18 protein-coding genes are annotated in these 21,869 nt (G+C 50.9%); 7 read left to right on the plus strand and 11 right to left on the minus strand.

Annotated elements, in window-relative coordinates:
- The first annotated feature begins 130 nt into the window (after positions 1-130).
- The 3 genes from NZ653_02840 to selB are packed head-to-tail and all read left to right on the plus strand — an operon-like array spanning position 131 to position 4,211.
- The gene (locus NZ653_02840) at positions 131-1,114 is read left to right on the plus strand and encodes a L,D-transpeptidase family protein (GenBank protein MCS7286069.1); all 984 of its coding nucleotides are present in this window, start codon (positions 131-133) and stop codon (positions 1,112-1,114) included.
- Positions 1,115-1,130: 16 nt separating this feature from the next.
- Complete coding sequence (locus NZ653_02845) at positions 1,131-2,300, plus strand: hypothetical protein (protein MCS7286070.1); 1,170 nt, start codon at positions 1,131-1,133, stop codon at positions 2,298-2,300.
- Positions 2,301-2,303: 3 nt separating this feature from the next.
- Positions 2,304-4,211 carry a selenocysteine-specific translation elongation factor gene (selB, locus tag NZ653_02850; protein MCS7286071.1) on the plus strand — a complete coding sequence of 636 codons (1,908 nt, stop codon included), beginning with the start codon at positions 2,304-2,306 and terminating at the stop codon, positions 4,209-4,211.
- Here the strand turns inward: selB and NZ653_02855 are convergent.
- The 4 genes from NZ653_02855 to NZ653_02870 form a co-directional block, all read right to left on the minus strand.
- The gene (locus NZ653_02855) at positions 4,126-4,698 is read right to left on the minus strand and encodes a DUF1850 domain-containing protein (protein ID MCS7286072.1); all 573 of its coding nucleotides are present in this window, start codon (positions 4,696-4,698) and stop codon (positions 4,126-4,128) included. The two genes, selB and NZ653_02855, sit on opposite strands and share 86 nt — an antisense overlap.
- Positions 4,699-5,691, minus strand: a complete 993-nt coding sequence (locus NZ653_02860) for a TAXI family TRAP transporter solute-binding subunit (protein MCS7286073.1) — start codon at positions 5,689-5,691, stop codon at positions 4,699-4,701.
- Between the two features lies 1 nt (position 5,692).
- The gene (locus NZ653_02865) at positions 5,693-7,567 is read right to left on the minus strand and encodes a TRAP transporter fused permease subunit (GenBank protein MCS7286074.1); all 1,875 of its coding nucleotides are present in this window, start codon (positions 7,565-7,567) and stop codon (positions 5,693-5,695) included.
- Between the two features lie 98 nt (positions 7,568-7,665).
- Complete coding sequence (locus NZ653_02870; GenBank protein ID MCS7286075.1) at positions 7,666-9,378, minus strand: long-chain fatty acid--CoA ligase; 1,713 nt, start codon at positions 9,376-9,378, stop codon at positions 7,666-7,668.
- A gap of 625 nt (positions 9,379-10,003) precedes the next feature.
- Here NZ653_02870 and NZ653_02875 point away from each other — a divergent pair.
- The gene (locus NZ653_02875) at positions 10,004-10,141 is read left to right on the plus strand and encodes a hypothetical protein (GenBank protein ID MCS7286076.1); all 138 of its coding nucleotides are present in this window, start codon (positions 10,004-10,006) and stop codon (positions 10,139-10,141) included.
- A 122-nt stretch (positions 10,142-10,263) separates the two neighbouring features.
- Here NZ653_02875 and NZ653_02880 read toward each other — a convergent pair whose 3' ends face one another.
- Positions 10,264-11,007 carry a metallophosphatase family protein gene (locus NZ653_02880; protein MCS7286077.1) on the minus strand — a complete coding sequence of 248 codons (744 nt, stop codon included), beginning with the start codon at positions 11,005-11,007 and terminating at the stop codon, positions 10,264-10,266.
- 438 nt (positions 11,008-11,445) lie between these two features.
- Here NZ653_02880 and cmk point away from each other — a divergent pair, with 438 nt between their 5' ends.
- Genes cmk through NZ653_02895 form a run of 3 tightly spaced genes read left to right on the plus strand, consistent with a single transcriptional unit; the run spans position 11,446 to position 13,534 of the window.
- Positions 11,446-12,147: a (d)CMP kinase gene (gene cmk, locus NZ653_02885; GenBank protein ID MCS7286078.1), complete on the plus strand. Its 702-nt coding sequence runs from the start codon at positions 11,446-11,448 to the stop codon at positions 12,145-12,147.
- Positions 12,140-12,769 carry a 1-acyl-sn-glycerol-3-phosphate acyltransferase gene (locus NZ653_02890; GenBank protein MCS7286079.1) on the plus strand — a complete coding sequence of 210 codons (630 nt, stop codon included), beginning with the start codon at positions 12,140-12,142 and terminating at the stop codon, positions 12,767-12,769. Before cmk ends, NZ653_02890 begins: the two co-directional genes overlap by 8 nt.
- A gap of 15 nt (positions 12,770-12,784) precedes the next feature.
- Positions 12,785-13,534, plus strand: coding sequence for a glycerophosphodiester phosphodiesterase (locus NZ653_02895; protein ID MCS7286080.1), 750 nt, complete (start codon positions 12,785-12,787; stop codon positions 13,532-13,534).
- Here NZ653_02895 and NZ653_02900 read toward each other — a convergent pair.
- From NZ653_02900 to NZ653_02925, 6 genes are all read right to left on the minus strand, one after another.
- Entirely contained in the window at positions 13,531-18,252 is a 4,722-nt protein-coding gene (locus NZ653_02900; protein MCS7286081.1) for a hypothetical protein, read from the minus strand. The genes NZ653_02895 and NZ653_02900 overlap by 4 nt on opposite strands.
- A gap of 65 nt (positions 18,253-18,317) precedes the next feature.
- Positions 18,318-20,468 carry a VWA domain-containing protein gene (locus tag NZ653_02905; protein ID MCS7286082.1) on the minus strand — a complete coding sequence of 717 codons (2,151 nt, stop codon included), beginning with the start codon at positions 20,466-20,468 and terminating at the stop codon, positions 18,318-18,320.
- 13 nt (positions 20,469-20,481) lie between these two features.
- Positions 20,482-20,925, minus strand: coding sequence for a pilus assembly protein (locus NZ653_02910; GenBank protein ID MCS7286083.1), 444 nt, complete (start codon positions 20,923-20,925; stop codon positions 20,482-20,484).
- Entirely contained in the window at positions 20,925-21,320 is a 396-nt protein-coding gene (locus NZ653_02915) for a hypothetical protein (protein MCS7286084.1), read from the minus strand. The genes NZ653_02910 and NZ653_02915 overlap by 1 nt, the downstream gene beginning before the upstream one ends.
- Before the next feature lie 201 nt (positions 21,321-21,521).
- Positions 21,522-21,665 (minus strand): Flp family type IVb pilin, encoded by a 144-nt coding sequence (locus NZ653_02920; GenBank protein ID MCS7286085.1) that lies wholly within the window; start codon positions 21,663-21,665, stop codon positions 21,522-21,524.
- Positions 21,666-21,687: 22 nt separating this feature from the next.
- Positions 21,688-21,831, minus strand: coding sequence for a Flp family type IVb pilin (locus tag NZ653_02925; GenBank protein MCS7286086.1), 144 nt, complete (start codon positions 21,829-21,831; stop codon positions 21,688-21,690).
- Positions 21,832-21,869: the final 38 nt, after the last annotated feature.

The following is a 21,869-nucleotide window of genomic DNA, read 5'->3' on the forward strand; positions in this document are numbered from 1 at the left end:
AGGGGGGCGAAAGCCCCCATCCCGGAAGTTTGGGGGTGCCCCCAAAACCACTTGTAACCCACTGCGAACAAAAACATTTGGGAATGCGAAACGGCAATGGTATAATTTCCCCTAAAAGAGGGAGCCCTTTATGGACGTCCATCAGGAAAGGATAGAATCCCTCCTCAAAGCTGCGGCCAGAGCTCGCAAGGAAAATAACCCAAGGCTTGCCGAGCGTTACCTGAGAATTGTCCTGCGTCTGGCTCCGGATCACCCTGGCGCCCTCAAACTCAAAAAACAAATAGAATCCGACAACACCCTTTACTTTTCCAACCTCCTCCTTTTTCTGGCTGGCCTCATCTTTCTGGCCATCCTCTGGATCTTGGCGCCTCCAGCTGGAAACCTAAACTTCCCCAGGGAACTTTCCTCCTCTGAGCCTTCGGGAAGTATGGCCTACGGTATTGCCATGATCGCCCTAGCTGAAGGAAAACTTCAAGAAGCTGCCAAACTTTTGGAAGAAGCCGCCAGAGAAAACCCAGAAATACCAGGCATTGAGGATAAACTTGCTTCCCTCTACTATAGGCTCGGCCTTGAGGCCCTGGAGCAGGGCAATAAAGACCTGGCTGGCCTGTGGTTTCAGAAAGCCTTTACACTCTTCCCGGGATGGAAAGAACCCGCTGTAGCACTGGCAAAACTGACCCCAACCCCCACGCCAACTCCGGTTCCATCCCCAACCCCGATCCCCACTTCCAAAACCCACAAGCGCATTGAGGTGATAATCTCGCAACAAAAGCTTTACGCCTGGGAGGGGAACAGACTCGTTTACAAATTTGTCTGCTCCACCGGAGCCCCAAGTTCTCCCACGAAAACTGGAACCTTCTCCGTAATAAGCAAAATCCCTATGGCCTACTCCTACAGATGGAGGCTCAAAATGCCCTACTGGCTCGGAATTTACAGGGTAGGCGATCTGGAAAACGGGATACATGCTCTACCCATACTTCCCAATGGCCAAACCCTATGGGCTGGTTATCTGGGGAGACCTGTGTCTTTCGGATGCATAGTCCTGGGCACAGAAGAAGCTCGCCTCCTTTACGATTGGGCTGAGATAGGGACACCGGTGGAGATAAAACCGTAGATTTGGGAGGAAAACTATGGAAATGGACCTTCCCCAGCTTGCTCAAATGGTTACCTGGCTTGATGAAGAAAGAAGGCGGGATCGATCCGAGCTAAAACAGCTCCTACAAAGAGTCGAAGCGCTATCTTTGGAAACCCATGGACAGAAGGAAAGCCTTCAGGAACTGGACAAAAAGCTTAACGAATTAAGGGCAGGGCTTGCCAGACTGGGCGAACTGGAAAGCTCTCTGGAAAACACTAAAAAAGAAATCATGCTCCTGATCCAGAACTACGAAGAAGAAAGGCGCAAGGCTTCTATGGAATTGGAGCGCCTCCATCAAGCAGAAAGGGCACGCCTGGCCAGAGCGATTGATGATTTGAGAAAAGAGATGGAACAATTCAGGAAAATTTCTGAAGAAATTAACATCCGTAAAGCAGAGGGTGCCAGGCTCAACGAAATGCTCCTGGCCTTGAGGGATCGCCTAGGCAATCTGGAGAAGGCCCTGGAAAATATGGAACACTCCTTAGCCTATGCCGAAGAGAGAGGCGATTACCTTCTCAAACGCATGGCTCAGGTCCAGCAGGAAAACGCTGGGCTTTTAAAGCGAGCCGGCGAACTGGAAAACCGCCTCGATTACCTTGCGGAACAACTGCATAAATTGAGCAAAAAGCAGGAAGAGATAATCCTTTTTCAGCAAAACCTCCGTCAGGAACAGGAGCGCTGGCTTGAAAGCCAGCAGATAACTGAACAGGAACGTCGTCGTCAAATGGAGGAATGGGCCAAACAGTTCGCTAAATTTGCGGAAAAAATGGCAGAATACTCTTCACTTCTGGATTTATATTCCCAACAATACGAAAAAAACCGCAAAATAGCTGAACAAACCGCTAAACTCCAGGAAAGCGTGGTGGCCACTGAAAGAGAGATTATGGAATTGCTGAGGGTAGCTGAAGAAAGGTTCAGGAAAGAATGGGAATCCTACCGCGAAGACACCGAAAGGCGCTGGAAACAGCAGGAAATGTTTATAGAGGAAAACCGAATCCGCCAGGAGACTAAAAACAGGGACTTCATGGTTAAGATCGAAGCCCTGGAAGAGGCCTTAAAAGGCCTTAGGGAAGAAGTCTCTTCCCTCCGCAGGATCCAGGAGGAAGGCTTGAGCAAAGTGCTATCAGCCTTTCAGGAATTTCTGGCAGCAACCATGGAGGATTGAACAATGTATGTCGTGGGCACGGCCGGCCACGTAGACCACGGAAAATCAACCCTGGTCAAAGCCCTCACTGGCATAGACCCCGACAGGCTTAAGGAAGAGAAGGAACGGGAAATGACCATAGACCTGGGCTTCGCTTGGCTCACGCTCCCCAACGGGGAAAAAGTGGGGATTGTGGACGTTCCGGGACACAAGGATTTCATTGAGAACATGCTGGCTGGTGTAGGAGGGATAGATGCCGCAATCCTGGTCATCGCAGCCGATGAAGGAGTTATGCCTCAAACAAAAGAGCACCTGGCTATACTGGACCTTCTCCAGGTCAAGGCAGGCCTCATAGCCCTGACCAAAATTGACCTGGTAGAAGACAAAGAGTGGCTAGAGCTCGTTCAGGAAGAAATAAGGGAGACAGTTAAAGGGACAGTTTTAGAAAACGCCCCCCTCGTCCCGACTTCCGCTAAAACTGGGGAAGGACTTGATCGGTTGGTTCAGGCCCTTCAGGATGTCCTGACACGAACCCCTCCCAGGATTGACCTCGGAAAGCCGCGTTTGCCCATAGACCGGGTTTTCACCATTGTCGGGTTTGGGACTGTGGTGACCGGAACTCTGGTGGACGGTTGCCTTCAAGTGGGACAAGAGGTTGAAATCCTGCCTCAGGGGTTAAGGGCTAGGATAAGGGGCCTACAATCTTACAAAGAAAAAATTCAGGAAGCACGGCCTGGAAGCAGGGTGGCCGTGAACTTGAGCGGCGTTGATAAAGAACAAATAAAGCGGGGCGATGTCCTCACGATCCCCGGATGGCTTGTTCCAACTTCCCTGGTGGATGTCCACCTCCGCTACCTGGCCGATGCCCCATTTCCTCTGCCTCACAGCGGCGAGGTCAAATTCTTCAGCGGTGCCGCCGAAGTTATAGCCAAAGTCCGGGTTCTGGACAGGGAAAAGGTCGGGCCTGGAGAAGAAGCTTTCGTTCAGCTGGTTCTGGAAAGGCCAGTCCCCCTGGTGAAAGGTGATGGTTTCATAATTCGCTGGCCTTCCCCACCCGTTACAGTGGGAGGAGGTAAGGTTATTGACCCCCACCCAGGGAAGAAACATCGTCGTTTCCGAGCTGAAGTGGTGGAAAAACTCAAAATTTTGGCCAGTGGCACCCCTGAAGAAATTTTCTTAAACACCTTAAGGGCACTGGAGCCGGTTCGCTTTCAGGAAATTCTCCCGCGCCTCGGCCTTGCCCGAGAGGAAGCCCTGGCTATTTTACAAAAACTCATGGAAAAGGGCGAAGTCATTACCCTTAAGCCCGAGATCGCAGGGGAAGAGGGATACATCCTGACGAAATCGGGCTGGGATAAACTCTTTAGCCGTATGGTTTCTTTTCTGGAGGATTACCACAGGCGTTATCCTTTGAGGAAGGGGATGTCTAAAGAAGAGCTGCGAAGCCGGCTTAAAATTCCTTCGGGGATCTTCGGAGAAGCACTGGCCAGGGCATCGGCAGAGGGAAAAATCCGAGAAGAAGAGGGGGTCGTAGCTCTATCATATCATGAGGTGAAATTCGCTCCCGAGCAAAAAGAGGCGGTGGAAAAGCTCCTGGCTCGCTTCAGAACCAGCCCCTATGCTACCCCATCAGTAGCAGAATGCGAAACTGTTCTGGGAAGCGAACTCTTTTCGGCCTTGCTGGAGATGGGAATCCTGGTGAAGGTCAGCCCCGAGGTGGTCTTCCTGGCGGAAACCTACAGGGAAATGGTTAGAAGGGTTATAGAAAGGCTCGAGCGGGAAGGGAAAATAACCGTGGCGCAGGTCCGGGATATGTTTGGAACAAGCCGTAAGTACGCCCTGGCCCTTATGGAGCACCTGGATGAGAGGAAGATAACCAGAAGAGTAGGCGATGAACGAGTGCTCTTGCAGAAGCCAGCAAGAGGTTTATAGGTTTTGCCTTCTTCACCCCCAGGGTTACTTTCCCCCCAAAACTCGCTTCTTCCTGGAAATTCAGCTCCTGACCCTTTATCTTAAGCCTGGGATTGCCGATTGCCCCTATAAGGAAGATAATTTGACGGAAAGGCTTCTTCACCCCTTTTATCCCAAAACCCCCACCGGTGTGATATAGATCTAGCAGGTCTTCAGGGGTGGCCACCATAGTATAGCCAGAAGTTTTATCATCAAAGTTAACCTCTTCCAGCCAGAGGATCCCATCCCGAACTACAAAATGCTCCGTAACTTGCTGACCGAACAGGGAATTCTTCCATGTTAACTGGACAGCCTCGCCTTCTCGGAGAAGAAAGAAAGTTTTCCTGGAAGGACTTTCTAATTCCACCAGGGTGTACCCTGGTAGCGGCAGGAAAAGCAAGAAAGGGGTTAAAAAAAGGGCCTTGCAGAGGCAAGGCAACCTCCACAAGGCCCCCAAAGCTTTTACCATTTATTTGAGAACCCCCTTCTCCTTGAAGAATTTTTCCGCACCAGGATGGAGGTACTTTAGAGCATCAGGAGTGACCTGCCCGAGAGACTTCTCAGGAGTGAGTTTGGCAGCGCCTTTCCACACGGCCGCCAGCTCGTTCAGGTTGGCAAAGATGACGTTAAGGATCTGATACAGCCTGTCGGCGGGGAATGTATCCATAGTCGCCAGCACAGCCGTGATTCCTATGGTCTCCACATCGCTTTCCACGCCCTGGTAAGAACCGGCGGCGAACTTAGTTTTGTGGAAGACGCCGGGGTTAGCAGCCATGATTTTCTCGGCCTCCTCTCCAGCTATGGGCACCAGCACCATCTTCAAGCCAGGGGTGGAAGCCAGGTCAATAATGGCCGAAGTGGGAACAGCCCCGCTCCAGAAGAAGGCATCAATTTTGCCATCCTTCAAAGCGGCTACGGATTCGGAAACCCCGAGCTTTTCCCTGGTGAAGTCCTTATCCCAGTCAATTCCCAGGGCCTTAAGGACGTAACCAGCCTGCTCTTCGGTACCGCTGTTGGGGGCTCCCGTTGAAACCCTCTTACCTTTCAGATCGTAAATGGTCTTTATACCTGTGCCTTCCTTGGTAACAATGTGGAGAGGTTGCTCGTAGAAGCCCATAACGAGCCGAACGGGCTTTTTAGCTCCGAGAGCTTGAATCTTGCCCTCGTTGGCCCAAACCACGTGGTAGTCATAACAGAAGGCCAGACCAGCTTTTCCCGTGGTCAGGAGCAGAAGGTTGTCAATGGCGGCAGTAGTGGACTCAGCCGTGGCCTCAGTATTGGGGACGTGCTTGGTTATGAGGCCTCCTATAGCCCCTCCCAGGGGATACCATACTCCCCCTGTTCCACCAGTGGCAATGCTGAAGGAGAGCTTTTCAGGCTTTTTAGCACATCCAGCCAACGTTGAAAGGAGAAGGGATAGGAAAAGCGCCAGTGCTAACAATTTTACTGTTATGGCTTTCATTTTACCCCCTCCTTAATAGGTTTAAAATTAAAAACGCAAATCCTGCGGCTATGCTTCCCCAGCTCAAGGCTGAATAACCAATGGGATAGACCACTAAGAGCAAAGCTCCTGCTACCAGAACGGCCCTTTCCACAAGGCTCATTCGGGTTTTAAAGTAGCCCACGATCCCAACGCTTATAAAAAGAATAGCCAGCAGGCTATTGAGAGTTGCCATCAGAAATGGCTTTGTCTCAGAGTTTATGATTAGCAAATTGAAACCCAAAGGCGTGGCGGAAAAGAGGAAAGGCACCAGAAAGGTGGAAATGCAGTATTTCCAGGATTGAAGCATGGCCTGGAAGGGATTACCACCTGTTATAGCAGCAGCGGCCGAGGGAGAAAGTCCTACCGGAGGGGAAACCTCGGAAAGAACGGCGAAATAAAAAACGAGGATGTGAGCCACGTAATCGGGTATACCAAGTTTAACCAGAGCTGGCGCAACCATTATTATTGTCATTATATAAGTGGCGGTGATGGGCAAGCTGAGCCCGATTATGAGGGAGGTTATGAACGCCAGGAACAGGGCTACAATCTTATTTCCTCCGCTCAGAGCCATAATTAAGCTGGAAATCTTAAGCCCCAATCCCGTCAGGGAAAAGGTTCCTACTATCAGGCCCGCAGCTGCCAGCAGTACAGCTACTGGCACCATATTCTTGCCCCCCTCAATGAGGGCTTCCACTATTCTACGAGGAGTAAGCCATTCATTTCTGTCCCGGCTCAGGAAACTGGTTAGAACTGTGGTTACAATTGCCCAAATGGCTGCTGATTCTGGGGAGCGTCCAAGAGCCAGAAGGACTACCAGCACTATCAGGGACAGAAGATGGTAGCCACGCTTCAGCATAACTTCCTTGAAAGTTATCGGAGGCACCGCAGGAGGAGAAAACCTGTGCTTTCTGGCTTCAAGCTCCACTATGAAGAAGGCGCCAAGGTAATAAAGCAAAGTGGGCATCAAAACCATTACCACCACACTCCAGAAAGAGATCCCCAGAAACTGCATTATGAGGAAAGCAGCAGCTCCCATGAGCGGGGGTGAAATCACCGCCCCGATGCCTCCAGCTGAAATAAGGCCAGCAGCCATATTAGGGGTGTACCCAGCTTCTTTGAGCACTGGCCACATAATAGGAGTCACAGACATTGTGGTGGCCACGCCACTGGCCTGTGGGCCCCCCAGTAAAGCTGTAGTTAAAATTGCACCCCTACCAGCGCTTGATGGCTTGCGCCCCATAAGAGAAATGGCCAGCTCCAGCCAGAATTTCCCGGCACCTGCTATATCCATAAAAACACCATAAACCACAAAAAGGATCACAAAAGAAGCGCTTACAGCTAAGGGGACCCCCAGCACTCCTTCCAGAGTCATATACATGTGGCCCACGATTCGATCGAGGCCGTAACCCTTATGTCCAAGTCCTCCAGGGACATAGTACCCGAATAGATCGTAAAGGAGGAAAAAGATGAGCACAAAGGTGAAAGTATTGCCCACCACGCGACGTGAGAATTCCAGCAGTAAAAGAATGACGATTAACCCCATAGCCACATCCAAAACGTTAGGAATCGTAGAGCGACGGAGGAAAGAATCCAGATCACGCAATGGGTAGTATATAGCCAGAAAGCCCACCAGGGCAAGAGGCAAGTCCACAGCCCACCGCCACTTCTTAGCCTCTTTTGACACTGGATAAGTCAGGGCCACCAAGACCAGAATGAAACCCAGGTGGATTATGCGGAATTTGTAAGTTTCTACAGGCCTGACAGCTCCGTAGAGAGACCAGCCCACAAAAGCAATATAAAATAAACCAGTTATGAAGGGGAAAATTTTCCCTTTCAGACTGGACCATTTAGGCATAGTTAAAATCCATCGTTGGAATTTCGGAGTTCATTTAAGGAAAATGAGGCATGGGGCCTCAGGAACCCTGCCCCATGCCTCGTTGCCGGAAAGGCTCTTTATTTCTTAGCCTGAAGCTTCTGCTTTTCTTCTTCCACCAAGACACGCCGCAGGATTTTCCCTACAGTGCTCTTGGGGAGCTCCTTCCGGAATTCCACTATCGTGGGGACCTTATAACGGGCCAGGTTTTTACGACAGAATTCAATTATTTCCTCTTCAGTGGCCGTCTCCCCTTCCTTGAGGACTATGTAGGCCTTGACGGTCTCGCCCCTGTAAGGATCAGGAATTCCGACTACCGCTGCCTCCTTGACCTTGGGATACTGGTAAAGGACTTCCTCAACCTCTCGCGGGTAGACGTTGTAACCACCAGCGATTATCATGTCTTTCTTGCGGTCCACAATGTAGAAGTAACCATCCTCGTCCATCTTGGCGATATCGCCTGTGAGGAGCCAGCCCTCTTTGAAGACCAATTCTGTTTCTTCGGGCATCTGCCAGTAACCTTTCATCACCTGAGGGCCTTTTATAGCCAGTTCACCTATTTCTCCAGGAGGCAGCTCTCTTGTGCCCGTCTCTAGGTCCACAATACGGGCATCAGTGTCGGGGAAGGGGAGGCCAATGGAACCTGCCTTGTTGAGGCCGTAGATGGGATTACAGTGAGTAACTGGAGAGGTTTCGGTAAGGCCATAACCCTCGCAAAGTTTACCGCCAGTTATCTCTTCAAATTTTTGCTTAACCTCAACAGGAAGAGGCGCAGCACCACTTATACAGGCTTTCACAGAGCGCAGATTGTATTTGGGAGTATCAGGGTGATTGTTGATGGCCACATACATGGTGGGCACCCCTGGGAAGAGGCTGACCTTATACTTATCAATAAGGATGAGCATTTCTTCGATATCGCGGGGGTTGGGCATAAGGATAAGGGTTCCAGCCGAATTTATGCCGAAGTTCATGCAAACGGTCATCCCGTAGGAGTGAAAGAGCGGAAGCGCCGTCAAAGCGATTTCCTGTCCCTCCCGCACGTCAGGAAGCCAGGAGCGAACCTGCAATGTGTTAGCAACCAGGTTATAATGGGTAAGCATAGCGCCCTTAGGAACTCCAGTGGTGCCGCCTGTATAGAGAAGGCAGGCAATATCTTCTTCGGGGTTTATCTCAACAGGAGCAGGGTTGGGGGGATACCTGGCCAGGAGGTCCTGGAACATTATGGTTCCTTCCACCAGCTCTCCCTCAAGGCGGTGCCCTTCCTTCTTTTCAACAGCCAGGGTGAAGAGAAACTTCAGTAAAGGCGGGAAATATTCCTTGATGTTAGTCACTATTATGTGCTTGAGGGGGGTCCTGGGCTTTATATTGCGGATAAGCGGATAGAACTTGGTTAGAGTTACAACTGTTTCCACCTCGGCGTTGTTGAATTGGTATTCCAGTTCTCTTTCCACATATAGTGGGTTTGTAGGGACGACGGTGGCTCCGGCCTTAAGGGCACCATAATAAGCTATAATGAATTGAGGGCAGTTGGGGAGGTGAATTGCTACCTTGGAACCCTTTTTTACCCCCAGAGCCTGAAGAGCAGTGGCAAAACGATCAACAAGTTCTTTAAGCTTCTTATAAGTGATCTGGCTCCCCATGTATCTCTTACCGATCTTTCCCCCAAAGATAAGTGCAGTTCGGTCGGGGTATTTTGCGGCGGTATCATCGAGGAATTTGTATAGGGGGATGAGGGGGTAAGAGATAGTACGAGGAACTCCGGTGTCATAAAACTTAAACCACACCTTTTCCATGGCCTCTCCTCCTTTGGGTTTTTAAGGCCTTTCCGGCAACATCGCCTTTATTTAGGAGTAATTTTACTATAAACTGGCTATTTATGCAAGCCCCACATCTTTGGATGCCTGAACAAATAAGCCAATTTAAATCGTGATAAAGGCGCTCCTGAGAACTCAACAAACCCATCCAGAGGGCCCACAGTGGATCATGCCTTAGTCTATCTTTCATGTTTCATGACCCGGCTGGGCGAGCATCTCCTCCGGCCGATGCCTCTTCCGGGGCTTTGCTCAGGCTCTCGAGGAGAGGGAAAAGTTATACTCTGAAAGCCATCCGGCAGTTGGTAAATCTCTGTCATCTGCTGCTTGTTCTGGAAGGCAAGCGAAGGTTGAAGAGTGAACGGGACGAGTCCTATCTGGTGCTGAAAGAATGGTATAGCCACCCCGGCCGTAATTGGACTTCTTCAATCCAGGGATACCAGAATTTTAAACCAGTGCCCTTTCGCTTTAATAAGGGTCTTAAGGCATGGTAAGCACAGAAGGAGCAGATTTCATATCCCCGCAGGGCAAAAGATTCCCCATATAGGGCCAATTCGACTGGCTGCAGCGCCTTCTGATAGTGGGGTAAGTCCAGCAAGGCAGACATGTGGGCTCCTGGATTTCCCTGGAAGAGGAAGCAGATTCGGCCAGAGGCGAGTTTGAGGCGATCTCAAGGCCCGATTCGGGAATTCTGGCCCCGGGATTTAGCAACGGCTATGCAATGATAGCTCTTTTGATAGCTTGAGCGAAACAACAGATAAAGCCTTGGCCGGGGGGTAAAAAGCTGACCTTTATACAAAGAGAATGAAGAGGCTTTAACCTTCATTGTGTGGATAAGCCAGATAAGATGCTGCACAGGCCTTTTGCTTACCAGCCGAAGGTAAGTCTGGCGATCAAACGGGGCGGGAGTCCTACTTTTTCCATTTTGTCCTGAGTTTTATTAACCGGATAATAAACCCTTCTGAGCTCCACAACACCACTGTTCAAGTCCAGTAAAGCGTAGCTTGCCCTCGGGTCTCCATCTCTAGGCTGGCCTACACTTCCAGGATTTATTATGAACCGAAACTCAGGATCTAAGGAGAACGGCTTGTTTTCCTCCAGAACAATGGTTTCACAAGCCCTCTGGTTAGCTTCGCGTAAGGCAAAGATCACCGGAATATGGCTGTGACCCACAAGACACCAGGGAGTGATAAAATGCTGGAAATTCTCCAGAGCTACCGTAGAGGTCAGGATATACTCCCATATTGGATAACGGGGGCTTCCGTGCACGATGGTGAGTTTATCTTCTAAAATTATCCTTTCGGGGAGACTGTTAAGGTAAGTTACGGACGTAGGGGTTAAAACGCTCTGAGTCCACAAAGTAGCTATTCTGGCATCAGTGTTAAATTCCTCAACCCCAAGCTTGCCAATAGCTGCCCAATCGTGATTGCCGGCCACACATGAGAGAGACGGTAACCCCTTTACACGTTCCACGCATTCATTGGGATCTGGTCCATAACCCACTATGTCTCCGAGGCAGAGCACTGCCTCATAGAGGCCTTCAGCATCTTTAAGGACAGCTTCCAAGGCTTCTAAGTTTGAGTGGACGTCGGATATAACAAGGAAACGCATTATTTCATTACCTCCTACGGAATTATAGACTTAAAGGAGTTTTTGTCAAAAAGCCCGCCCGTATAGTTCATGGGGGCTTTGCCCTCTGGGCTCTCAAAATTCCCCCACCCTTGTGGGCTTTGGGCTTGCCGCGGTTAAGGCCACTCGTGGGCGGGATGTAAGAGGTTATTGATCGCTCCCTTTTGGGGGTTTTCTGGGGGCACATCCCCCAGACCCCCTGCCAGGGGGCAAGCCCCCTGGACCCCCCGATTTCCCCCACCCTCGTGGGCTCAGGGTTCGCCACGGTTCCGGGTCCCACTCGTGGGCGGGATGCAAGAGTTGGCTGATCGCTCCCTTTTTGAAGGTTTCTGAGGGCACATCCCCCAGACCCTCGCCAGGAGCTTTGCCCTTAAACTTCCTTAAAGCACGATTTGCTCTCTAAAGCTCAGGTGTAGATAATTGATAACGAGGGAAGGGGATAGGATGAAACCCTCTATCATCGCAATAGACGGGCCAGCAGCTTCTGGCAAAAGCACTCTGGGCGAGAGGCTCGCCCGAGAGCTTGGTTATGTCTACTTTGATACCGGGGTTATGTACAGGGCAGTGGCCTGGATTGCTCTCAAACGCGGGATACCTGTGGAGGATGAAAAGGCTATTACTGCTCTTGCCCAGGCTATCCAGATCGAAGTTACTCCCCCTACTGTCCATGATGGCAGGCAATATTCAGTTTTCGTGGATGGAGAAGACGTAACCTGGGATATACGAAGGCCCGAGGTGGACAGAGTGGTTTCACCTGTTTCCGCCTATGCCGGGGTAAGAAAAGCCCTTACAGCCCAGCAACGACGCATTGGCCTCAGAGGAAAAATCGTAATGGTGGGAAGGGATATAGGAACTGTAGTTTTACCCGAGGCTGACCTCAAAATTTACCTTGAAGCTTCCCTGGAGGAAAGGGCAAGACGACGCTGGAGAGAGCTCTTAGCTATGGGCAAAAACATTTCTTACGAAGAAGTGTTGGCCATTATGCGCGATAGAGACCGTATAGACAGCACCCGCTGGCTGGCTCCATTGCGCCCGGCTGAAGACGCCGTGGTCATTGATACTACTTACCTAGATATAGAAGAAGTTTTCCAGAAAGTTATGGAAATCATTGGCGATGATTAAGAGGATTTTCCGCCGGATTGCAGTTCCAGTTTTGAGATTCCTTTTCAAGCTTCTGAGCAAAGTTGAAGTGCGGGGAAGGGAGAACGTCCCCAGAGAAGGGCCCATTATCATAGCCATAAACCACCTGGGACACCTGGATGCCCCCCTCGTTGTGGCTTTTACTCCAAGGGAAGTGGAAGGCATAGCCCTGGTTGACCTTTACAGGGTACCTGTAGTAGGACAGCTTCTGCGGCTCTACGGTGTAATTCCGGTGCATCGCGACCAATTTGACCGTAACGTAATAAACCTTTCATTGAAAGTGCTCGCTCAGGGAAAAGCCCTTGCTCTAGCCCCAGAAGCCCGCCGTAGCCCCTCTAAAGCCTTGGAAAAGGCCCGAAATGGGGTAGCATACCTGGCTATGAAAGGGCAGGTTCCAGTGATTCCCGCCGCAATCACAGGAACCGAAGATGCGCCGGAAAAGCTCCTTAAGTTCCAGAGGCCCCGAATTACGTTAACCTTTGGAAGACCCATTACCCCTCCGCCTTTCTCACGAAATAAGGCTGCATTGGAGAGTTTCACGGAAAAAATCATGAGGGAAATAGCAGCTATGCTCCCTCCCCGATACAGAGGCTATTATTCCTGAACAAGGAGGATGCTTATGGCTTTCCCCCTAAGACCACAGGGAAAGACCCTCATCCTTGGCCACCGCGGAGCTAAGGGATACGCCCCGGAAAACACTTTCCCTTCCTTCCAGAAAGCTCTGGAACTGGGAGTAGATATTATCGAGCTGGATGTTCACATAACCAAAGATGGCCGAATAATAGTCTGCCACGATGATTCCCTTGACCGCACCACAGGGCTGCGAAAGCTGATCGGAGAATCTACCTGGGATGAAATCCGGAACCTGGACGCCGGAAAATGGTTCGGGCCCGAATTTGCCGGAGCTAAAATCCCTCTTTTAGAGGAAGTATTGGAATGGGCCAGAGGGAGAATACCGCTCGTAGTGGAAATAAAGCGGGGCTTCGGGGAACGGGAAGATATAGTGGAAAAGACGGTTGAGATAATAAAAGAGTGTAAAATGGAACGCGAGGTAGAATTGATTTCCTTTGACCATCGCTTCGTCAGAAAGGCTAAAGAAATCGCCCCGGAAATACCTGGAGGTATCCTTTACGTGGGAGCACTCATAGACCCCGTCAGAGCAGCCAGAGATGCCCTCGCCGATGCCCTTCACCCCCACTTCGCCTATGTGGATAAAGCATTAATAGAGAAAGCTCATGAAGCCGGCCTTGCGGTGAGTGCGTGGGTGGTAAATGACCCAGAAACAGCGCGCCTTTTAGCCTTGTGGGGAGTGGACTGCATCGGATCTGACTACCCCGATAGGGTTAAGAAGGCTCTGGAAAGCCTTTAGCGTCCGCCCCAGTTCCGCAAGACCAGTGGGAGGAAAATTTTGCGCATTGCCTCACCCGTTATTTGCAAGTTACGCCGGCCCGCCCAGTTATTGACTTCACAGCTTTCCGATACGCACCCATTGCTATCGTGGCAATCCCAACTTTTATCACCCACGTCCACATAGGCATAGAGGTCATACGCCCCGGGCCTATCAACAGCAAACCCAGGTCTCACGTCAAAGTAGACTGTCTTGGATGTTCCGGGCCCAAGGTCTAATTTGGAGAGCCACTCAAAGCAGTATCCTTGATATTTATCCGGACAGGCCTGCAGAAGTCCATCCCAATCTCCTGAACGAGCTGGCGGAGATGAAGGATAGGCTTTGAGATAGAGGGCAAGGCCTACATAGCCACTCTGATTGATGGATCGATCGCCTTGATTGAGCACTGTTACAGTAACCCTCATAGTTCCAGTGAGGGGCACAGCACTCGGTGAAACCTCCAGCTTTTCCACCACCAAATCCACCCCGCCGGTTACGTTCCAATCGCTGGCTACATTGTTCCACGGATCCCACTCAGGCTGAGAAGTGTAAATGGTAACCGTAACCCCGACGCTTTCCGGAGGCGAGGAAGCAACCGATGCTGAAAAGCTAAAGGCAGAGCCCCTTCCTCCCGGTATCGGGCCAACAGTGCGGGTGAAGTAGTTCCCGGAGCCAGACCAGCCAGGGTTGGAACCCGCAATAAGACCATTGCTCAAAGTTATTCCCAAAACGGCACTACCCACTTGAATTCCGCAAACGTTAGTGTAAGCGATGGTATAAGTGAGAGATTCACCCCTGGAAACCAAACTTTTACCATCGCTCACGGAAACTGCAAGGTCGGGCACGAACTCGACAGGGTGCTCAACTTTCATTCCCCGTAAGCCCGGGAAGGTTCCATAGCTTTCCCGAGCTTCTATCCCGTAGAATTCATTGGTGATGGTGTGAACCTGACAGCGGGTAATGGAGGGATCAACCTGAACGACAAAACTCCTCTGGCCTGAAGCCCCCTGTCCGACAACTAACCCAGTCCAGGAAAGGACCCTATCGCTAACGCTGGCCCCTCCGGAGTTCACTAGGATAACCTTGGCAGGAAGCAGATCCGTCACCACCGTGTTCCTGGCAATCCCCCCCGAATTGGTGAAATAGAGGGTGTAAGTTATGAGGTCGCCTGGAAATACGAAGGAGCCGGATGGAGGCACTGAACCCTTACTAACCGAAAGGGCCGGGCATCCTGCTATAGCGTGGGTTATCAACCCAGAGGAGGCCAGCCCGAGACCTTGCCCGGTGGCATAGGCAACGTTGGAAATCGTCCCTGTAGTGCAAGTTATAACCTTAGCAGTAAAGGTTAGCCCAACGGAAGCTCCCACGCCCAAATTACCCAATTCCCAGCGAAGGACCCCACCTGAAAGGCTCGGGGGTGGGCTTCCTCCCACAAATTCCAGCTTAACATCCAGCGGGTCTGTGACTACCACGCTGAGAGCTTGTGCTGCGCCTGTGTTTGTGATGCGGATGGAATAAGTGATCAAATCGCCGGCCTGAACGGTGTTGCCGGCTCCGGGCAGGGAAGCTTTGCTGAGGACAAGATAGGGGGTTGGGGCTGTTACAGTATGAGTTACCGGGTTGCTCCGAAGAGTCTCCAAACACTCAGCCCTAATGTAAGCGTAGTTGGTTATAGTGCCTGAAGCATCTCCCTTTACCCGAGCGGTGAAGGTAACGGAGCCCGAAACCCCAGGCTTGAGGGTTCCTACACTCCAGCTTATCACATCTCCATCCTTTGTCCCTCCTCCAATATACTCAAGCCTTAAATCAATGGGGTCTGTTATCACTACGTTCCCGGCTGGCGATTGGCCTGTGTTAGTGTAGCGGATGGTATAAGTGATGGTGCTGTTGGGAGGGATTGAAGAGCCGGAAGGGGGTGAGGCCTCTTTAGTTATAATCAAAACAGGTGGACCGGCTACAGGATGAGTTATGGAATTAGAGGAAAAAACATCGGACTGCGCAGCTGTGGCGCGAGCTACGTTAGCTATTTCATAGCCTTCCTGAAGCCCGCATTTGACCCTAGCCGTAAGGGTTACAACTCCTGAGGAACCCGGCCCTAAAGGCCCTACCGTCCAGGTGACTGTACCGCCGGAGTGAACACCACCTGGGGCAGTGAGGAAATCCAGCGCGCTTGTATCCAGAGTATCGGTTAAGGCGATGGTAAAGGTATAGTAGCCAGTGTTGGTTACAGCGATGGAATAGGTTATGAGGTCATACCAGCGGACTCGAGAGCCAGGAGGTGGCGTTGAGGACTTAGAGAGGGAAAGAGTCGTGCCTTTCACTCTATAGGAAACCTCGTTGCTGAGCTGGGAGAGAACCGGTTCTACTTCATCAGACACAAAGGCCTGGGAATAGGCAACGTCGGTTATGAGGGTGCCAGCTGGGAGGCCTGGGGTTATACGCGCCGTGAAGCTCAACCATTTAGTTTCACCGGGAGTCACATTGCTTAGGGTCCAGGAAATGACCCCGTCCTTCAGGACTCCCCCACCAAAAGGAACAACGTTGAAAAGATAAGAGAGGTTTACCGGATCAGTTATGTTTAAGGTGGAGAATGTAGTGCGGTAGAGGTTGGAGAAAGCAATGGTGTAGGTAACAGGCTGTCCCCAATAGACGATACTCCCTGGCTCCGGATAGGCGCTCTTGTGGAGAGCGCGAATCCCAGTAATCTGAAGAGTGTATGTGGCAGATACGGGAGCGAATGTGTAAACTCTACCTAAGGCATCGGTGACAGGTGGATGGGCGATCCAGGCAGTATTTGTGATGTATTCCGAAGTGATGCCTTCCCTGATTCGGATGCGGAAGCGGGCAATACCCAACTTACCGTAGCTTTCAGCTCTGACAGTTCTTGTGTAATAGTTGCCACCGGCTGGGCTCCATCCCCAACCCACAAAGCTTGTGTCCGGGGGAAGCTCTTCGGTTATAACCGTTTGGGGCAGATCGACTCCTCCCGTGTTGGAAAAGATCAGGATGTAGTCAAGGATGTCGCCTGGAGAAGCTATACCGAGATAGGAAGTTTTAGTTATGCCGAGCTGGGGATCTGGCACTTCGTAGTAGAACTCAATCCAATCCAGAGACGGTGTAACGGTAATAGCCTGGCCTCTCGTGAGCTCCAATTGATACTGGAGTTTAAGCACCCCCGAAAGGTTCAGATTTATCGAGTTAGTCCCGGTAATAAAACTGCTCCAGCTTGACCAACCGCTCCATCCGCTTTCAGTTTGATGGCGCTCCCTGAACCTCAGCCCGGTATCCTGAGGGACAGAAGCGCTGTACCTTATCTGGGTGACCGTAACGGGCTTTCCTGGCTCAAATGAAATTATGCTGGAAAAGTAAAATCCCCTGGGAGCATAATAAGGTTCACCGGCCCCTGCTTCGTCTATGTTTCCCCTGTAGATGGTGTTTTTCCTCTGAGGTGGGGTCTCAGGCCCGTCTCCGCCTATGACATAAATATAGCTCCGCCAAATTGCGGTAGCGTGGAGGGAACGCTCCTGAGGTAAAATAGGTCCCCCAACCCATGCTCCAATGCCGGAGCCCCAGTCGTAAAGGCGTGTATCGGGGCTATTTTCATCCACCAGAGCCAACTGAACAGTATTAGACACCTGTTGTCCAAGCCCAACCTCTCCACCGGTGAGGAAAATTTCACCCCTTGCCTCAGCGACACCATGGCTGGAAAGGGGCTGAGGCAATCCACCTCCGGCGGAAGTATACCACCCAGTGAGGGTGGGAGTTGGCGGCGTTGATGAAGTAATCACATCCGCAAAGAGCACTTCACTCCTTGAACCATCAAGATTTTCTCCACCGATGACATAGATGGTCCTGCTCAGTTCACCAGTGTAGTAAACAGCGGCAAAGTTCCTGAGAGGCCACGGCAGTTTTTCGCTGGGCTCACAAAACCATTCACTCAGTGAACCGTCGGGATTTATACGAGCTTTACAAACTTCATCGGTTGGTTTGGCGTTGCCTGCACCTGTTCCTAAGTTACCTCCTATCACAAAGATAAACCCTTCTACCGCAATAGCTGAATGGTAATAACGTCCATATTCTTCCTCCAAAGGTGTGGTTTCTACCCATCTGCTTATCTCCCCCGTGGCTCCATTCACAGTGGCCGTGTAAACCTTGCTGGAGATAGAATTATCGTCCCTGATCCCGCCTATGTAATACAAAGTGGCCGTTAATTCGGAGTGAGGGTGAAGGACAAGGGCACCACTGCTCAGACCATCGTGCCCCACTCCTCCACACTCATACCTTCCTTTATTCTGTTTAGGGAGCCATGAGTCTTGAGGAAGAGTAACCCATGGCTGGAGAGAACCATCGGGGTTGATGGTGGTGCTGTAAACCTCGCGGCGACGGCAGCCATTGCTATCATCACCGCCCACCACGAAGATTTTGCCCTGCCAGGCTACTGCACTCAGGCTGCTTAACGCTATGGGTAAACTCTGAGTATCGGTTACCCATCGCCCCCCCTGCCACAGGGGAAGCAACCTTACTCCTCCCTCAGGGGTAAGGGCTGTGAAACGGAAAGAGCCGTCGGCAAAGTCCTCTGTGGAGTCTTCCTTAACCTTGAGAGCGAATGAAAAGGAGGAAATAGGGAGTAAAAACAGTAGAACGAACAATAAAAACATGGCCTCCATGAAGAGGACAAGAAGCCATTTACTCCTGACCATTTACTCCTCCGGGACAATCTACCCCCTCTACCTCCACCGGCAAGGGGGTAGAGGGGGTAGAAATTTTACGGGCACACTAACGGGGTTGAGTTCTTAAGGTAGAGGTTGATGTTTTTAACTTCGTAGGCAGGGGAACTGGATATCTCAATAGTGGGAAGCTGCTGAAGCGGGTTACCACCGAGAGTATCAGTCAAGATATCGTAGCGGAGGCCGTCCCTCTCGAGCCAGGCCGCTATCTGGTAGGTCCCGGGTTCAACGCCTGTGAACTGGAAAGCTCCCGTAGATGAAGCGGTGGTGGTCCTGTAAACCTGGCCATTCTTGTAAAGGACAACAGTAGCTCCAGCACCTGGAAGAGGATATTCTTCTATGTAACAATTCTCGCTTCCGATGTTTTGGACCCGTTCTGCTACACGGCGGTAAATTTGCTCCAACTCTGCAGGGCCAGGGGCCACGAAGAAGTGCGGTTTGGAAGGGTCAGTGTCGGGGGAAGCTATAGGCCTGAGGAGGTCATACTGGAAGTTATCTCCTATGGCGATGGAGAAGACTATAGCTCCTATTCCTCCCCTGTCTGCTGGCTTCTTGCTCTCGTTAGCCTGATTTATGGCATCATCAATAGCGGGCTGGTTGCATGGTGGGCTGGTCTGCCAGCTCTCACCTGCAAAACCGGTCCACTGCCCGTTAATGCGGATGTTGGCAATCCCATCGGAAGCCAGGATTATAACTGGAACGTTAGTCCCGCGGTTTGGTGAGTTAATGAGGATATCGTTGGCTTTCTTAAGCCCACCAGCTATAGGGGTCCCTCCTCTTGCCGAAAGGTTCTGGATTTTTTGCCTGACAAAATTGATGTTGGAAGTGAGGTCAGCCTCCACATGTCCTATGGCATAATATGTGCTTGTGCCTCCACCGCAAAGGAGCTGGTATCGTGATGTGGTGCCATCCAGCGGGAATTTAACCAGGGCTACCCTATCGCCTTTATCTGGCCTGAGGTAGTTGAGGAAAGTCAGGAGGACGTTTTTGGCTGTATCAATCTTTCTTTGCCTGTTAGCTCCGCTGCCCCAGTAATCGTTCATACTGCCGGAAGTATCGATAACCAATACCACATCCACAGGGATATGCTGGGTTGTGGTCACCACCTGAGTGAATTCGTTGAGTCTCAGAGCTTGAATAGCTACAGTCCCCACTATATTCTTGTTGGCCTGTGGCGGAGGAGATCCCTCACCAGATTTTACTGCGCAAACCCCGTACGAAGTGCACCCGGCCAGGTCAGAGGGCTCTGCCCATTCCTCAAAAGTGCCCACTATGACCTTATCGTTTGAACCAAATTGGTTGCAGTTATACGAAGATGGATAACCGCTCCTGCCTCTGCAGTAAGCCTTAATCTTGAACCTGGCAAACCCTACAACCTTGTATTGGGTATTAGCGCCCTGTCCCTGGCTCTGTTCGTAGACGATTAAAGTAACAGAAGAAGGACGTGTTCCGTCTATACGTTTTTGTAACTCTTCTCTTACCCCACTACCCCAGGTGACACCAGTGGTTCCATAGACCCACTCTCCCACGCTCCAGCGGCCACTTCTTGTGGTATCAGCCATGTTCTGGACCAGGGTCTGCTCATCGGGGTTCTGGTCTCTCCATCTTATCCATCCAAAGTTTCCAGGAGCTTGCGGATTACCCGTATCCCATATTATGTAGTCATAACCGAATACCGGAACGCCTCCGGTGCTGTCAAAGACTGAATCGTGAACGGCGATGGGGAAGAGGTTAGAAGCTGAACAAGAGCCACAGATAATGGTGGCTTTAGCGCTAGCTGGTGCTGGCATGCTTTCAAAACCGATAATGCGGGCGAAAAAGGTCCCAGAGTTTCTGGTGGCCTTGACCAGAACACCGTTAGCCTGAGAGGGGGGTGGGTTATTATTAGCGGGGATTAAACCCAATATATTGCCATCCTGATCCAGATAATAGGCCTCTATCCGGTCATTCTGCCAGGAAAGGCCATTGCGCTCAACGTAGTCGCGTACAGCTAAAAGGACGTTCTGATTAGTGACGTTTTGCTGGGTTAATTTATGAGCCCCAGCTATGGCCCCTGCTTCTACTGCGTTTCTGACAATCCGCTGCTGGGCATAGTAGTATCCCAGGTCTGTTACTAAGGCGAAAAGAGCCATAATGCCTACTATCGCCCCAGCGATAATTAAAATTGACTGACCTTTGTCCTTTTGCATATTTGTCACCTCCCTATTCATAAAATGAACCAGCTGCTGCGCTTATCCATATAGGCCTTATTACCTGAATCTCCCTACCACTCAAGGGGTTGGGCAAACTCAGGGACAGAAGGTTGAAGTGGTAAGAAACCTTCACCTCAAAGTAGCCCCCTGGCATCCTCATGTTGGGAGGAGGGCTTATCTCTATCTTCATTGGATAGGGTTCGGTGGTGTTAAGGAAGCCGGCCAGAGATTTTATGTAATCTTTCAAGGGTTTATCGGGCTGATTGGGGTTTTGCTGGTTCCATTCAGCCAGGGTAAGGGCATTATCCATCATATAGCTTACCCCCGCTCTGGCCATGTGACCGAGGGTTACATAAGTGTAGAAAACCAGGCTGAAGATCACAAGCCCAACAAGTAATGCTACGAATATAACTATAACCAGCGCAAATTCCACAAGGGATTGCCCCCTCTTCATCACTCACCCCTTATGGGCATCGTCACCTGCGCTGTTATTCGGTAACGGTTGGGGAGACCAAACCGGCCAAACCAGGGCAATTCTACTGTGCTGAAGAAAGTTGAAAGTTCATAGTCCACTTTGACTTTTACTGGTTTCCCTGCTCCTACTCCCTGATCCATTTCCGGAAGGTGAATTCTGAGGTTTCTGGTATCAAGGCCAGCCCCCTGCGCTTCGTAATATATCCTTGTGTAATACTGCTGGTAATCAGGATCAAGAGCTGGGTTATAACCTGGCTGCTGGACACGCCGGAGCCAGTCTGGACGGCCAGAGGCGTAAAGACAACCAGCTCGAGCAGCACTTAACACATTGAGGTAGGCAAAGAAAATGATCGCGAATTCGAAAAGGACCAGCAATGATAGTAAAAGAAAAGCTGCCCCTGCTGTAAACTCTAAGAGACTTTGGCCTCCCTCCTTACTCCTTCGGAACATATTTCTGCTTTCCTTCAGGAGAAATTATATTGCAATTTCGATGAAAACGCAATTTAAAAATCCAGGCCCCACCTTCTCTCAGGCGGGGCCTGGTGTCTTTTGGGGAATCTGGTGGATTGCTTCAGTTTAGATGGCGCTTATAATCCGGCTGAAGACGTTCCCGATAGCCGGGCCCAGGAGAGCCAGGACGGCGATAACGACAATAGCCACCAGGACCAGGATGAGGGCATACTCCACCAGACCCTGCCCCCTCTCACGCCGGAACAACATGGCCACTCACCTCCTTTCCTTGTTAAATTGCGCTTATGATAGCACTGAAGACGTTCCCGATGGCCGGGCCCAAGAGGGCCAGAACAGCAATAACGACAATAGCCACCAGGACCAGGATGAGGGCATACTCCACCAGACCCTGCCCCCTCTCACGCCGGAACAACATGGCCACTCACCTCCTTAAGTTACTCAATTTTAGCGTAG

The organism is Anaerolineae bacterium, assembly GCA_025062375.1.
Classification (GTDB): domain Bacteria; phylum Chloroflexota; class Anaerolineae; order SpSt-600; family SpSt-600; genus SpSt-600.

Bases quoted from the DNA above. Each gene is read 5' to 3' on its own strand.
- NZ653_02840 (MCS7286069.1), top strand. From the start codon at position 131: ATGGACGTCCATCAGGAAAGGATAGAATCCCTCCTCAAAGCTGCGGCC.
- NZ653_02845 (MCS7286070.1), top strand. From the start codon at position 1,131: ATGGAAATGGACCTTCCCCAGCTTGCTCAAATGGTTACCTGGCTTGAT.
- selB (MCS7286071.1), top strand. From the start codon at position 2,304: ATGTATGTCGTGGGCACGGCCGGCCACGTAGACCACGGAAAATCAACC.
- NZ653_02855 (MCS7286072.1), bottom strand. From the start codon at position 4,698: ATGGTAAAAGCTTTGGGGGCCTTGTGGAGGTTGCCTTGCCTCTGCAAG.
- NZ653_02860 (MCS7286073.1), bottom strand. From the start codon at position 5,691: ATGAAAGCCATAACAGTAAAATTGTTAGCACTGGCGCTTTTCCTATCC.
- NZ653_02865 (MCS7286074.1), bottom strand. From the start codon at position 7,567: ATGCCTAAATGGTCCAGTCTGAAAGGGAAAATTTTCCCCTTCATAACT.
- NZ653_02870 (MCS7286075.1), bottom strand. From the start codon at position 9,378: ATGGAAAAGGTGTGGTTTAAGTTTTATGACACCGGAGTTCCTCGTACT.
- NZ653_02880 (MCS7286077.1), bottom strand. From the start codon at position 11,007: ATGCGTTTCCTTGTTATATCCGACGTCCACTCAAACTTAGAAGCCTTG.
- NZ653_02890 (MCS7286079.1), top strand. From the start codon at position 12,140: ATGATTAAGAGGATTTTCCGCCGGATTGCAGTTCCAGTTTTGAGATTC.
- NZ653_02895 (MCS7286080.1), top strand. From the start codon at position 12,785: ATGGCTTTCCCCCTAAGACCACAGGGAAAGACCCTCATCCTTGGCCAC.
- NZ653_02900 (MCS7286081.1), bottom strand. From the start codon at position 18,252: ATGGTCAGGAGTAAATGGCTTCTTGTCCTCTTCATGGAGGCCATGTTT.
- NZ653_02905 (MCS7286082.1), bottom strand. From the start codon at position 20,468: ATGCAAAAGGACAAAGGTCAGTCAATTTTAATTATCGCTGGGGCGATA.
- NZ653_02910 (MCS7286083.1), bottom strand. From the start codon at position 20,925: ATGAAGAGGGGGCAATCCCTTGTGGAATTTGCGCTGGTTATAGTTATA.
- NZ653_02920 (MCS7286085.1), bottom strand. From the start codon at position 21,665: ATGTTGTTCCGGCGTGAGAGGGGGCAGGGTCTGGTGGAGTATGCCCTC.
- NZ653_02925 (MCS7286086.1), bottom strand. From the start codon at position 21,831: ATGTTGTTCCGGCGTGAGAGGGGGCAGGGTCTGGTGGAGTATGCCCTC.